This window comes from Leptolyngbya sp. CCY15150 (genome assembly GCF_016888135.1).
Taxonomy (GTDB): domain Bacteria; phylum Cyanobacteriota; class Cyanobacteriia; order RECH01; family RECH01; genus RECH01.
In genome coordinates this window covers 311,112-325,365 of sequence record NZ_JACSWB010000278.1, presented here as the reverse complement: position 1 = coordinate 325,365, position 14,254 = coordinate 311,112, and the positions used below count along the sequence as shown (strand labels likewise).

Below are 14,254 nucleotides of genomic sequence, written 5' to 3'. Positions count from 1 at the left end.
GATTCGTAAAGTATTGGGAGACGTTGCGAATTTACGAGAGGCGATGGAGCTTGTGCTGAAGGAAGCTTCGTCCTAATCAAAAAGAATTAAGCTATATTCTTTCATCATCATGAACACAACCAGAGAAGATGGATTGCTTGATCACTTCACCTGAGCAACAGTCACCCCAGCACCGCCATCGGATTGGAGGGCTAAATCAAAGGATGTAATTTGGGGATGCTGCTTCAGAAATTCATGAACCCCCGCCCGGAGTTTGCCGGTGCCTTTGCCGTGAATAATCCACAGGGGGCCAACTGGTGCTTGGGCGATCGCTTTTTCTAGTGCCATCTCCGCATCCATAATTCGACTGCCGCGAATATCGACCGTATTTTTAGACGTGCGCACAGCCGGAGCGGGGGGCGGCGGGGGCGGCGGTGCAGGAGCAGGTTTTGCCTTAGGCAATTCTGCCTTTTCGCCCTGAAGCGATTCCACATCTGCGAGGGACACGGTCATTTTCATCATGCCAAAGCGTACGGTCAGTTCGCCATCCTCATCAGCCGGGGTGAGCACCTCAGCGGTTTGCCCGAGTTTGGGAATGCGCACGCGATCGCCCACCTGGGGACGGAAGCCTGGCTTGGGCGGCTTGGGCGTAGGGTTGAGCTGCTCCTCGGCAATGCCCTGCAGGGCTTGGGTGGCCCGCTGGGCAGCCTGGGCCGTTTGGGGGCCGCGCTGCAGGCGGCGGATCACCTGGGCAATCTCTTCCCGCGCCTGGGCGATCGCAGCTTGAATGGCCTGCTCTTGCTGCTGCTGCAGATCCCGCTCCCGTTCCTTAAGCATGGCTGCCTTCCGGGAAACTTCGTCATGGAGGCGTTCGGCTTGGCGCAGCAGCTTGGCCGTGGCGTTGGCACTTTCTTCCTGATGGCGGCGCTGGGCTTCTAGGCCGGAAATCACCTGGTTGACGTCATCAGCACCGGACAGACCGACGTATTCCCTGGCTTGATCGATAATGCTGACATCTAGTCCCAATCGCTGGGCGATCGCCAAGGCATTGGAGCGGCCGGGAATGCCCCAGAGCAGGCGATAGGTAGGGGACAGGGTTTGGTCATTGAATTCCACTGAGGCATTTTCAAAGCGATCGTCGTCATACTTGAGGGCTTTGAGTTCGCCAAAGTGGGTGGTGGCCATGGTCAACTGGGCATGATCCGCCAGATAACGCAGCAGGGCAATGGCCAGGGCGCTGCCCTCTGAGGGATCGGTGCCAGCTCCCACTTCATCGAGTAGGACGAGGGCGTTGGCCAGGGATGCGGTATTGTCGGCATCGGGAGCGGTGGACTCGGGAGCGGTAGACTCGGGGGCCATGGACTCGGGGGCGGTGGACTCGGGGGCGATCGCCTCCAAAATCCGTCCCACACGGCGAATGTGCCCCGAAAAAGTAGACAGGCTTTGCTCAATGGATTGCTCGTCTCCAATGTCGGCCAGCACGGCCTGAAACCAGGGAATTTCCACCGGTTCCCGCGCCGGCACAAAGAGACCGGCTTTGGCCATGAGGCAAGCTAGTCCCAAGGTTTTCAAGGTGACGGTTTTGCCGCCGGTGTTGGGGCCGGTGATGGCGACAACCCGAATGTGGGACTGAATCGTCAAACTAATGGGCACCACCTCGGGGCCCTGTTCATGGTGCTGCTGCCAAACCAGGAGGGGATGGCGCAGATCTCGCAGCACCACTGCTTCGTCCTGAGGCTCAACAAAGCGGGGTGGGTTGGCATTCAGCCACAGACCGTAGCGAGCCCGAGCCATGGCTAGATCTAAGAGGGTGGCGATCGCCAGCAGATGATCCAGATCCGGCTTCACCGCTGCCACGGCGGCACTCAGGTCTCGCAGAATTTTCTCCTCTTCCACGCGCTCCTGTCGCCAAGCCTGCCGGATTTGGTTGCCCAGGTTAATAATCGACTGGGGCTCTACGTAAAGCGTCGCGCCACTCGCCGATACATCATGGACAATGCCGGGCACCGCGTCCTTCTGGGGCGCTTTGACGGGAATCACGAAGCGATCGCCCCGTTGGGTAATCACCGGCTCCTGCACCGCATTGGCTTGCCGGTTGAGCACTTGATGTAACTGATCGTAGATGCGGCTACGCACACTGCGGATGCTGTCGCGAATGCCGCGCAGGGCAGGGTTAGCCCGGTCAGCCACCTGGCCGTTATCGTCAATGCAGTGGTGGATCTGCTGCTCCAGGTCTGGATAGGTACGCAAATCGGTGACCAGGGTTTTCAAGGTCGGGACGGCGGCATGGGCATCAATAACGCGCCGCAGGTTGCGCACACCGGACAGGGTAGTGGCGATCGCCAGCAGTTCCGTTCCCCCCAACACGCCCAGCAGCGCCGATCGTTCGAGGGCATCGCCAATGTCTTGGATGCCATCAAAGGACAGCCGACTGCTCAAGGTCTGCTCTAGCTCCGCCATGTCCTGGGTTTGGGCAAGCAGGATCATACTTTCCGACAACGCCGTCGGAATGCGAATCTGGCGGGCCGCAACCGCTCCCAGCTTCGTGGCCGTAAACGTGGCCAGATGCTGGCAGAGGCGGGGCCACTCCAGGAGGTCTAGGGTATCAAGCTGAATGGGGGTGGGAAGGCTCAAGGCAAGTGGCAGAAGGGTAAAGGACTGGAGGAACATCCCGGCCGGTTAGGCAAGCCCAGGGCACACGGGTCTATTTCAATTATTCATCACCAACCGAGGTTTGTGCAGGCACTCGTACTCCGAGGCGGAAGTAACCCGCTGAGTTGCTAAGGCAGGAACCCTTGTGTGTCCTGGAAGTTTTTTTCGTTTTTCTATCTTCATTCTTCTGTCTTGCAGTACTAAGGACGGCTATCCACCGGCGATCGCTTCCCTGGGACAGATTGAGACACCAAGACGGGCTCAAAGGCTCCGGCTTTGAGGCGGGTCATATAGCGACGCAGCTCCCTGGTCACCATGCCGGTCATCAGATACAGCCCCAGCAGATTGGGCACGGCCATCGACAGCATCATGCCATCCCCAAATTCAATCACCGCTTGCGGATCAGCGATCGCCCCAATAAACACCCCCGCCAACACCAGCAGTTTATACAGCCCATGGGTACGCCGCCCCAGGTCGCCGAGCAGATAATCCCAGCTCTGTTCGCCATAGTAGCCCCAGGAAATCACCGTGGAGAAGGCAAAGCAAAAGACGGCGATCGCCAACACCAAGGGAAACCAACTGATCACCGAACCAAAGGCGATACTCGTCAACTCCGCCCCGCTCACCCCCGCCAGGGCAGGATCCCGATAGGTGCCGGTGATGATCACCACTAGGGCGGTCATGTTGCAGACAATCACCGTATCAATAAACGGCTCCAGCATGGCCACAATTCCTTCCCGAATCGGTTCACGGGTGCGGGAGGCCGCATGGGCGATCGCTGCCGAGCCAATGCCCGCCTCGTTGGAAAAGACCGATCGCCGCAATCCCTGCACCAGCACCCCCACAAAGCCCCCCTCCACCGCTTGCGGGGAAAAGGCACCTTGGACAATGGTGGCGATCGCCCCCGGAATCTCCGTCGCATGGGACAGCAACACCCACAGCGCCGCACCTACATAGAGGCCACACATCAAGGGCACCAAGCGACTGGTCACCCAGCCAATCCGCTGCACGCCACCAATCAACACCAAACCCACCAAGCCAGCCAACACCGCCCCATAGAGCCAGTCCCAGTCTGCGAGAGCTGGAACCACGGTGGCGATCGCTTGATAGGATTGATTGGCTTGAAACAGGGTAGAGGCTCCCAAGGTGCCCAACAGGCAAAACAGGGCAAACATCCCCGCCAAAATCTGCCCCAGCCGGCCCAGCCCCCGTTCTGCTAGCCCTTGCGACAGGTAATACATGGGGCCGCCCACCACCGTGCCGTCGGGACGCACCACCCGGTACATCTGCCCGAGGGTACATTCCACAAACTTATTGCTCATACCCAGTAGAGCGGCTAGGGTCATCCAAAAGACGGCCCCGGGCCCGCCCAAGTGGATGGCGATCGCCACCCCGGCAATATTGCCCAGACCAATGGTGGCAGACAGGGCCGTGGACAGAGCCTGGAAATGGGACACTTCCCCCACCTCATCGGCAGCATCATAGCGACCGCGCAACACCGCAATGGCATGGGCAAAGCCCCGCAGGTTAATCAACCCCATGCGTAGAGTGAAAAACAGCCCGCCCAGCAGCAGCCACAGCACCAAGAAAGGCATTCCCGTGCCGGCATCGTAGAACAACACAGGGGAAATCACCCGCTCCACCCACCAGGTGAAGCCGTTATCTAGGGATTGCAGGCCCTGGCCAAGCCCCTCAAGCCAAACACCGCCCCATTCTTGCCAACGACTATCATCCAAGGGCACTATAGCTCCAACCACGTCAGGGAACTGATCAGTCTAACGAGTCGCCGTCGAGCGATCGCTTCTCGGTCACAGGCGATCGCTGGGATACCCAGACCTGGCAGACTCAGCCGCGCTGAAGCCACACCTGACCGATACGACACAAATCTTGACGGAATTAACCGCATTTTAACCTAGGTCACTGTCAAGAATGGGATGGGAGACTTACAGCATCCCCGCCCCCATGGTTGACCATAAATCAGGAGCATGACGATGGAGCCCTTAGATATCAATCTCAGCGGTCTCAGCCGCGTCCTCGTCCCCATTGACTTCTCCGATGCCGCCTTTGCCGCCCAAACCGCTGCCCTCACCTGGGTAGGCGATCCATCCCATTTACATATCCTGCATGTCTTGCCGCCCCTCAGTCCGGGGGAGCCCGGCATCACTTGGCAAACGGTGAATACCGCCAGTCGTCAACAGCATGTCGAGCAAAGCTTTCGCGATCGCTTCTCCAGCAAACCTTACGAGAAAGTGCAGTTCACGGTGCTCATTGGCACACCCAGCATCGAAATCATTCGCTACGCCAAAGAGCAGCACATATCTCTGATTGTGATTCCCTCCCACGGGCGCACGGGCATGGGCCGCCTGATGCTGGGATCGGTTGCAGAACGCGTGGTGCGGCGATCGCCCTGCCCAGTTCTAGTCCTCCGGCGCTAGGGTATCACCTAGTTGGCACGGGCCCCACAGAATGTATAAAAAGTTTGGTTTTGGGGAACAACTTGATCAGACTATCCTGACGATTTGCCCTACCCCTCGGATAACGTGAGTGCTAGTTGACTAACAGCCCGGTGGACCTAAGACTCTGCCGGTTTTTTTCTTTTAAAGATCACCTAACGCCGAGTCCCGCCATGGAATCGCTTCCCTGGGGCACCCCCTACAAAGCCACGGGCAGCATTCCTAGACGTTCTATGGATCTTCTATGGGCGTTCCATGACGTCAATGGGAGAAGATACAAGTGGGTATTGCCCTCACGTTTACACAGCGAGATCTCCGTTAGACTCCCGACTGGCAAGGGAGCGATCGCGCCTCAATCGCTTCAGACGACATCTACAGAGCCCCAGTCTGTGATAAAACGTAACAGCAACCTAGATCATCTCAACCTTTCGCTGAATGCTAAGACTTATCACTGACTTTGACGGCCCGATCATGGACGTGTCGGAGCGCTATTACCAGGTCTATCAAATTGGGCTAGAGCAGGTGGGTCGCCCAGATCAACCGCTGAATTGTCTATCCAAAGCAGACTTTTGGGAACTGAAGCGGGCCCAAGTGCCCGAACGTCAGATTGGGCGTATTTCTGGACTCGATGAAAGACAAGCGGAAATCTTTGCCCGATATCGCCGCAAAACGGTACATACCCTGCCCTACCTCAAGTACGATCAGCCCGTACCAGGAGCGATCGCCACCCTAGAACGCATCCAGTCCCTGGGCATCGACCTAGCCGTCATGACCATGCGCCGAGAACGAGAGCTAGACGACGCCTTTGCTCGCTATGACCTCGGACGCTTTTTCCCCAGCGATCGCCGCTATTGCCTCAGCAATGACTACGTGAAAACCAGCGATGTGGAAGACAAGCCGCGTTTGATGGAACGGGCCATGGCAGAGCTGCCCCCCGCCTCCAACTGGATGATCGGCGATACCGAGGCAGACCTAGCCGCCGCCCATCGCTACAGCATTAAGGCGATCGCTGTCCTATCGGGCATTCGCAACCGTGAACAACTGAGCCACCATGCCCCCCACTTCATTGTGGATAACTTGGTCGCTGCCGTTGATCTGGTTCTAGACCACGAGAACATCACTCCCTAGTTCCTAGGTTTGGCCCTAGGTCTGGCAAACCGGCACTACCGGAAAAAGCTGCTCGTCAGCCACAGGGCAATCAGCGTCACCATGGTGGCAAACACATCTGGAGCAATGCTCGACAGTCCTTGGGTGAGCAGCACGCCCCCCAGCCATGAGCCCAGGAAGACCCCTCCAAAAAAGCCCAAGAATGTAATTAAGACCGCCCGGCCAAACTTACGTTCTTTACGGCTAATGAAGTAAATGCTAGCGCCAATGCCAATGGCCAAAGCTGCCGGCGGAGCCATGACGCCAATCACTGCCGTGGCCAGCATGACGCCGCCCGGCCAAAGAATGTCCGTGCGACTGGGTGTATCCAACACGCCCTGCAGCCAATCTGGCGTTTGTACCGATGTCGCTGGCGCTGGTTTCACCGGAGCATCGGCCAACTGGCGCTCGGGAAACCGAATGCGATCGGGCACCGGAATTTTGCCCTCTTGGCGCAGGCGTAGACGCTCCATCAACACAGAGTCGTAGGCAGTTTCAATCACTTCTAGCTGCTTGCGATCGTCTTTGTACTCTTCCACCAGACGACTACGTGCCTGCTGAATTTCTTCAAACGATGCATCTTCGCCGACCCCGAGCAATTCATAACCGCTTTGCTCTCTCATCTAAGACCTCCGCAAGACTCCCACTGTACTTAATTTAGAGTTGTCAATTATGATCAGCAAGAAAACTGTCCACAAGATTTTAGGAATTGCCTGACAATTGTATGACTCGATAGAAACCCAATCGTTAGAGTTCTACCGCCCTTCCTTGAAGCCTTGCCAGCGTACAGTATGGTTCGTGTCAGCAAAATCTTTCTTGCTTTCTTGATATTAACTAGGATTGACCTGTGATTTCCAAACGGGCGATCGCCCACCCCATCCTCCCCTTGCCGATTCATGTCTTGCCCCCTGCTGCCACGGAGAAAGGTTGAATCAAGGTCGATGAGACGAGCATACCCACTCTAGAACCTTCCATGCATCATACTCTTCTAACCCAAGTGTGGCGATGGAGAATTTCTAGAAATTTTGGAATCAACTCACGCGGTCTAATGGATTTATTCTAACCAACCACCTAGTTTCCTTCGCAATTCCTCTCATCTCTTGAATATCTAGGGTACGGTAGACATAAAGAATCTAAGATTAAAGCCAAGCCGATGCCAAGATCGCTTGATATGCTATGGGGGAAGAGGCAACTAAATGTTAGATTTTACAAAATCCTATACGAATAGTTGACGTGGGCTCTATCCTCTAGCCCATATTCAAATCTCAGGTTGTTGTTAGGCATCTGCTATTGTCTTGTTCCTAAACACAACCTCTACCGCACATAGTTCACCGATGTCACTGAGACCTATCTTGATTATGTCGATAGACGCACCTTCAGAAGATCCTGCCCCCTGAATGACAGCGAGAGTTCAGGGTAGAGAGAACCGGTTTTTCGCCTCTTCTCTCTACAATGGTTTCATCAACTGACGGCTGATCAACCTAGTCATATTCAGTGCTTACGTTCGTTACTTTTGAGTTAAGTCACGGCCATGGGCTCACCCAAAATTCTTGTTGTTGATGACGATCCGTCCATCCGCACCCTCATCCATCGCTTCCTTTCCAAGCAGAACTACCAGATGGAATCTGCGGAAGATGGCAAAACGGCGATGGCCATTTTTGAGCAATTCAATCCTGACTTAGTCATTTTGGATGTGAATCTGCCCGATGCAACGGGCTACACCCTTTGCCAAGACATGCAAAATCGCACGGGTGTTTTTGTGTTGATGCTCACCAGTCGCTCCGACGAAGCTGACAAAATCCGCGGATTTTCCCAAGGGGCAGATGATTACCTCACCAAACCCTTCAGTTTGGGAGAATTAGAGGTACGGGTTGGAGCCATCTTAAAGCGCCAACGCCCGGTCACCACGGCGGAACAACAGCGCCTCAAGTTCAACAATCTCATGATTGATCCCGTGCGCCGAGAGGTGTTGCTGGAGGGCAGTTTGGTAGCGCTGACTGCCTTAGAGTTTGACCTGCTGCACTTTTTAGCCAGCAATCCTGGACGGGTGTGGCGACGGGCAGAGCTGATTCAAAAAGTGTGGGACTACGAGTATGTGGGCGATCAGCGGGTCGTGGATGTCCATATCGGGCAAATCCGCAAAAAGATTGAAATCGACACGACTCAGCCAGCTCTGATTCAAACGGTGCGGGGGGTTGGCTATAAGTTTGAGGCTCCGGAGATGGTCTCGGGGAGCTAGGCCTACAGCCACCAGTCTCATCTCTAACGTTACGGCACCTCATGGTCAGGAAACGCTAAGACAAAGGGGGCACCACTACGGTGCCCCCTTCACGCTGTTTATTTAAGGCGATCGCTTATCGCTTATTCCCAGCGTTGAGCCACCACTTCAGCGAGGTCAACCACCCGTTGGCTGTAGCCCCATTCGTTGTCATACCAAGCAATCACTTTCACCATGTCGCCGCCCATCACCATGGTGAGCTGACCGTCAATGATGGAGGAAGCATCCGTCTTGCGGTAGTCCGAGGAGACTAGGGGCAGGTCAGTGTAGTCTAGAACACCTTTAAGGGTGGTTTCAGACGCTTCTTTCAGCGCTTGGTTCACCTGTTCTGCAATGGTGCTGGTTTCCACTTGAGCCACCAAGTCCACCACGGAGACGTTGGGGGTTGGCACCCGCATGGCGATACCGTTGAGCTTGCCCTTCAGGTCAGGGAGAACCAAAGCAACGGCCTTGGCGGCACCGGTGGATGTGGGAACGATGTTGACGGCAGCAGCCCGAGCCCGACGCAGGTCGCGGTGGCTGGCGTCTAGGATGCGTTGGTCACCCGTGTAGCTGTGGGTGGTGGTCATGGTGCCTTTGATGATGCCAAACTGCTCATGAATGACCTTGACCACAGGTGCTAGGCAGTTGGTGGTGCAGCTTGCGTTGCTCAGCACATTGTAGTCACTGTGCTTGTACTGGTCGTGGTTCACACCCATCACAAAGGTACCAATGTTGCCACCTTTGCCCGGAGCGGTAATCAAGACTTTTTTGGCACCGGCTTCGATATGCTTAGACGCACCTTCTTCAGAGACAAACACCCCTGTCGATTCAATAATTAGGTCAATGCCCCAATCTTTCCAAGGGAGGTTAAGAGGGTTGCGATCGGAGACGCATTTAATCGTTTTGCCGTTAACAATGATGGCGTTTTCAGCAGCTTCAATATCTGCATCCAGCTTGCCCAGCATAGAGTCATACTTAAGAAGATGGGCGTTGGTTTTTGGATCAGATGTATCGTTAATAGCAACCACATCAAGCTGACTATCGCTACGCGTCAGCCAACACCGCAAAAAGTTACGTCCGATGCGTCCAAAACCGTTAATCGCTACTCTAATCACTGCGCCTTGCCCTCTGTATGTACTATTGTTAATCGCTATTGTTGAATCAAATCATACACTTTTAGGTGTACCCGTCTCAATAGGGGATCGGGGTAGAAACTCGGGCCAATTCCTTTATTCATAGGCGATCGCTCCATTCCCAAAAAATCAGGCCCCTTCTCCATCTCCAGAACCATCAACGGCCCCTAGCCATAGAGCGGGTGATCGTTCAAATAGGTGGCGATCGCCTCTGGAACTAAGTGATCAATCGGCTGGCGATCGCGACATCGTTGACGAATATCGGTGGAGGACATGGGTATCACCGGCATGTTGAGGCAGCGCCAGGTGAGATCCACCCCCTGATCGCGCAAGGCATGGGCAACCTGCTCTCCCACCTGCTGACAATGCTGCTGAGAATGCCCAGCGACATCATCCCCAAACGGCTCCCCAGATGGCTCCCCAGACAGATCCCCAAGACGAGGTGCCACCAACCAGTCACACTTGGGAGCAACCTCAAGCACGCGATACCAACGGGGCAGGGTTTGAAAGGTGTCGGCTCCTACAATCCAAACCCAATGGGTTTGGGGCGCATACTGCTGCTGGAGGGTGTGCAACAGATCGACTCCATAGCGGGGTGGCGGCAGGTGCGGGGGTTGCCAGAGATGAAACTGAGGATAGGGGGCGATCGCCAAGTCTACTAACTGCATCCGCTGCTGCCAGCTCGGTAGGGCTGGGTCAGACTTATGGGGAGGACTGTAGCTTGGCACCCACAACACCTGATCTAACTGCCCTTGGTCGTAGGCCGCCTGTGCCAAATGGAGATGTCCCCAGTGGGGTGGGTTAAATGCGCCGCCCAAAAGCGCCAGCCGTTGAGGGCAGAGAGACGAGGGAGCAACCACAGTCATTCGGGAGGGAAAGAGCAGAACAGCCTAAGTTTAGAACCCATACACTCACCCCATAGGCCTTTCGGACTATGTCTTTTGGATGGATGCATCAACTCAACAATGCGTTGCAATCTTACCCATATTGCCAAGAAGCCGCATATACTCAAAAACAATTTTCAAACGTTTCAAACGAATGTACGGATCAGGGGCGATCGCCTCCGAAGTACAAAAAAACCATCAGAGTTTAGGCTCTTCAATGCCTCCATTGAAAGCCAGCTCGTCAGCATCTCATTGTCTAGAAATCTTCCAACCTCTGCCCTATGGAATGGGGTGGTTTGTCGACCACGTTTGAAGGTGTAAAGAGCAGCAATGTTGCCCCCAAACTTTTCTAGAACGTGATCATCGGTATCAATTATGGGGAATAGGCGGTAGGCTTGGTGAGACGTCTCGTTAACGTGCAAAACAGGGGCCGCCCCCTAGACGTCTGCTCTAAACTGACGATTCAGTAGAATCGATCACCTGCTGTTCAACCTGCAGCTCGCGGATGCATGATGAAAACGTAACGGACAATCCGACCACGAAACCATCTAATATCCGCACAAATACTTATGGCTCCCTAAGTGCTTAAACCATCGAAGGGCCAGGAATCTAGCACAAGAGCCAAGCTGCACAAGACCTGAAATCTTAGTTGAGTAATTAACTTCAGCGATTTCGCAAACTTGTAATTCTTGTTATGATAGCGCGTGTTATCGGTGTGGTGTGGTGTTTAAGGAGCTAGAATGCTGAATTCCGTTGATTTCAGCGGGAGGCCGTTTCATTTCATCGGTATCGGTGGAATTGGAATGTCGGCCCTCGCCTACATCTTGGCCAAACGAAACTTACCAGTCTCCGGTTCTGATCTTCGATTGAGTCATATCACTCAGCGGCTCCAGGAAGAAGGTGCCCATATCTTTTGGAGCCAAGACGCAACGAATCTGCATTACTATTGCCCGGAAGCAGAGCGATCGCGTCTAGCCAACACAAGTTTGGATCGTGAAGGGACGGTAACGACTGCCGTCCCATCGTCCCTAGCTGAGCATTACCTGCCCCAAGTTGTCTGTTCGACAGCCATCAGCACAGCCAATGCCGAATATCAAGCTGCCCTTGATTTGGGCTGTCCTGTGTTCCATCGTTCAGACATTTTGGCAGCTTTAACCGATGAATATCACAGCATCCTGGTGGCTGGCACCCACGGCAAAACCACAACGAGCAGTATGCTCGGATATCTTTTGCTGAATGCCCAGCTCGATCCCACAATTGTGGTGGGAGGTGAAGTGAAAGCATGGGGTGGTAATGCTCGCTCTGGCCGGGGTAAGTATTTGGTCGCAGAGGCGGATGAGTCGGATGGCTCCCTCGTTAAGCTGCGGGGTCACATTGGCATCGTGACCAATATTGAGCTAGATCACCCTGATCATTACACCACATTAGATGAGGTGATTAGCATCTTTCAGCAGTTTGCCAGTCAGTGCCAGACCTTGGTCGCTTGCATTGACTCTGAAGCCGTAGAGCGATCGCTCCAACCTGACATCACCTACAGTCTAAATCCTGATAAACAGGCTGACTACACCGTCACAGACGTGGTCTATAGCTCAGAGGGCACCGCCGCCGATGTTTGGGAGCGCGGAGAACGTCTTGGTCGTCTCACCCTGTCGATTTTAGGAACCCATAACCTCAGCAATGCTCTAGCAACGGTTGCCGCTAGCCGATATTTGGGCGTCTCGTTTGAAGACATTGCCGATAGTCTACTAACGTTTGAAGGAGCCCGACGGCGCTTCGAACATCGAGGCGACGCCTATGGCATTACCTTTATCGATGACTATGCCCATCATCCCAGTGAAATTGAAGCCACGCTAGCCGCAGCGCGCCTGCGGGCCGAGATGCCTTCCGGCGATCGCCGTCGAGTTGTAGCGGTATTTCAAGCCCATCGCTATAGCCGCACAGAAACCTTTATGGAAGAGTTTTCTCGCTCCTTTGGGAATGCTGATCTAGTGGTGTCTACCGACATCTACAGCGCAGGGGAGTCTAATCTAGGTCGCGTTACGGGACGGGCCTTGGCAGAGGCGATCGCCAGCCAGCATTCCCATGTTCAGTATCAGCCGACACTGAACGATGTCGTGCACTATCTAGAAACTCATTTAGTTCCTGGCGATCTAGTTTTATTTTTAGGCGCTGGTAACTTAAACCAGGTCATCCCAGATTTGGTTCGTTTTTATGAAGACTACGTTGAACCAGCCCAAGCAGCCCTGTAGCTATATCTGTGACCTGTATCATCACCTATCCCATTGAGGAATCCGTCCCCAGATCGTCTCTTGGGCATCCGTCACCTCCTACCTTGACAGACTCTAACCAGGGTGCGAACCATGCGCCGAGCGGCTTCAGCGTTTGAGCCTGCTCGATCAGCGCCTTCTACTTTATGTCAACGCATTCTACAACCTGTGCAATCATGACACTATCTCAAGAACCTCCCGTTCGGCACCAGGCATCCCAGCTTACGCGTGCGGTTGTGCCGTTGGGGGAGGGTGGTTCTCCGTCAAGGTTTACACCAATTGGAGCACAGCGCGATCCGATTCCGCTAGACGGTTACGACTGCCTCATCAAACAACGGGTTCCATTATCTGGGTTGACCTCCTTTCGAGTGGGCGGCCCCGCTGAATTTTATGTCACGCCACGCACCATGGATGAGCTATACGCTAGCTTCGATTGGGGCGATCGCCAATCGGTTCCCATTACCTTGCTGGGAGCAGGATCTAACCTCTTGGTCAGCGATCAGGGCGTACCAGGGCTCGTCATTTCCACTCGATACCTGCGCAGCATTCAATTTTATGACGACGGGCGAGTTACGGCGGAAGCTGGCGTACCGATGGCTAAACTGGCTTGGCAGGCCGCCCATCGAGGCTTACAAGGGCTAGAGTGGGCCGTTGGCATTCCCGGCAGCTTGGGAGGATCGGTGGTCATGAATGCTGGAGCCCATGGGCTAACCATGGAAGATATCCTGGTGTCTGTCTTGGTGCTGTCGCCCGACCATAGCCTCAACCAGCTTGCTCCATCGGCCTTGGGCTATGCCTATCGCACCTCCAACCTCCAGGGCGATCGCCGCTTAGTCACCCAAGCCACTCTGCAGCTCAAGCCTGGAGCCGATGCCCAGTTTGTCCTAGAGCAAACCTCCGAGCACCTAGAGCGTCGGCGCACCACCCAGCCCTACCACCTGCCTAGCTGTGGCAGCGTCTTTCGTAATCCCCAGCCTTACAGCGCTGGCTGGCTCATTGAACAAGCGGGGCTGAAGGGCTACCAAATTGGCGGGGCCCAAGTGGCCGAGCGCCATGCCAATTTTATTTTGAACTGTGGTGGTGCTAGCGCCAGCGACATTCTCCGCTTAATTCATCATGTCCAAGAGACGGTTTACCATCAATGGTCTATGACCCTAGAGCCCGAAGTCAGACTGCTGGGCGAGTTCCAGGCCGTCTAACCGTTTTTTGCGGGCATTGATCACGACAGCCGCTAAGATAAGAGGGCAGGACTGTCCAAGAGCATCAACGATTGGAGCGTTTGTCTCTAGGGATGCTGTTAGCTTTTGATCGATCCTGGCAGTACAATTTTACCGCAACCGCTCCTTGACGTTGGCAGCAGCGATCGCTTCCTCTAGCCCCTAGCTGGTGACGCGACAGCATCGACTCCTAAGTCAAGGGTTGCAGGGCTCTGAATGTTCGGATGAGCACGTCGCTCCCCTGAACAATACAGAGACACATA

General features: G+C 54.8%; 11 protein-coding genes. 5 read left to right on the top strand and 6 right to left on the bottom strand.

Translation table 11 applies throughout. The features are described 5' to 3' along the window. Nucleotides 1–141: 141 nt before the first annotated feature. The 3 genes from JUJ53_RS21970 to JUJ53_RS21960 all read right to left on the bottom strand — a co-directional run bounded on the left by JUJ53_RS21970 (nucleotide 142) and on the right by JUJ53_RS21960 (nucleotide 4,513). Nucleotides 142–2,613: an endonuclease MutS2 gene (locus tag JUJ53_RS21970; RefSeq protein WP_343328009.1), complete on the bottom strand. Its 2,472-nt coding sequence runs from the start codon at nucleotides 2,611–2,613 to the stop codon at nucleotides 142–144. 218 nt (nucleotides 2,614–2,831) lie between these two features. Then, entirely contained in the window at nucleotides 2,832–4,226 is a 1,395-nt protein-coding gene (locus JUJ53_RS21965) for an alanine/glycine:cation symporter family protein (RefSeq protein WP_204154185.1), read from the bottom strand. Between the two features lie 146 nt (nucleotides 4,227–4,372). Then, nucleotides 4,373–4,513: a hypothetical protein gene (locus tag JUJ53_RS21960; RefSeq protein WP_204154154.1), complete on the bottom strand. Its 141-nt coding sequence runs from the start codon at nucleotides 4,511–4,513 to the stop codon at nucleotides 4,373–4,375. A 109-nt stretch (nucleotides 4,514–4,622) separates the two neighbouring features. Between JUJ53_RS21960 and JUJ53_RS21955 the strand changes: the two genes are divergently transcribed. Together JUJ53_RS21955 and JUJ53_RS21950 are read left to right on the top strand one after the other, a co-directional pair. Continuing rightward, the gene (locus tag JUJ53_RS21955) at nucleotides 4,623–5,066 is read left to right on the top strand and encodes a universal stress protein (protein ID WP_204154153.1); all 444 of its coding nucleotides are present in this window, start codon (nucleotides 4,623–4,625) and stop codon (nucleotides 5,064–5,066) included. Nucleotides 5,067–5,519: 453 nt separating this feature from the next. After that, nucleotides 5,520–6,212, top strand: coding sequence for an HAD family hydrolase (locus JUJ53_RS21950; protein ID WP_204154152.1), 693 nt, complete (start codon nucleotides 5,520–5,522; stop codon nucleotides 6,210–6,212). Nucleotides 6,213–6,247: 35 nt separating this feature from the next. On the opposite strand, the gene JUJ53_RS21945 is transcribed toward JUJ53_RS21950, so the two are convergent. Beyond that, entirely contained in the window at nucleotides 6,248–6,853 is a 606-nt protein-coding gene (locus tag JUJ53_RS21945) for a CPP1-like family protein (RefSeq protein WP_204154151.1), read from the bottom strand. Between the two features lie 908 nt (nucleotides 6,854–7,761). On the opposite strand from JUJ53_RS21945, the gene JUJ53_RS21940 reads away from it, so the two are divergent. Further along, nucleotides 7,762–8,469 (top strand): response regulator transcription factor, encoded by a 708-nt coding sequence (locus JUJ53_RS21940; protein ID WP_204154150.1) that lies wholly within the window; start codon nucleotides 7,762–7,764, stop codon nucleotides 8,467–8,469. A gap of 122 nt (nucleotides 8,470–8,591) precedes the next feature. On the opposite strand, the gene JUJ53_RS21935 is transcribed toward JUJ53_RS21940, so the two are convergent. Together JUJ53_RS21935 and nadD are read right to left on the bottom strand one after the other, a co-directional pair. Next, entirely contained in the window at nucleotides 8,592–9,605 is a 1,014-nt protein-coding gene (locus JUJ53_RS21935; protein ID WP_204154149.1) for a type I glyceraldehyde-3-phosphate dehydrogenase, read from the bottom strand. 185 nt (nucleotides 9,606–9,790) lie between these two features. Next, nucleotides 9,791–10,483 (bottom strand): nicotinate (nicotinamide) nucleotide adenylyltransferase, encoded by a 693-nt coding sequence (gene nadD / locus JUJ53_RS21930; protein ID WP_204154148.1) that lies wholly within the window; start codon nucleotides 10,481–10,483, stop codon nucleotides 9,791–9,793. A 764-nt stretch (nucleotides 10,484–11,247) separates the two neighbouring features. Between nadD and murC the strand changes: the two genes are divergently transcribed. Continuing rightward, nucleotides 11,248–12,756 carry a UDP-N-acetylmuramate--L-alanine ligase gene (murC, locus tag JUJ53_RS21925; protein WP_204154147.1) on the top strand — a complete coding sequence of 503 codons (1,509 nt, stop codon included), beginning with the start codon at nucleotides 11,248–11,250 and terminating at the stop codon, nucleotides 12,754–12,756. A 194-nt stretch (nucleotides 12,757–12,950) separates the two neighbouring features. Then, nucleotides 12,951–13,973: a UDP-N-acetylmuramate dehydrogenase gene (murB, locus tag JUJ53_RS21920; protein ID WP_204154146.1), complete on the top strand. Its 1,023-nt coding sequence runs from the start codon at nucleotides 12,951–12,953 to the stop codon at nucleotides 13,971–13,973. Nucleotides 13,974–14,254 lie beyond the last annotated feature (281 nt).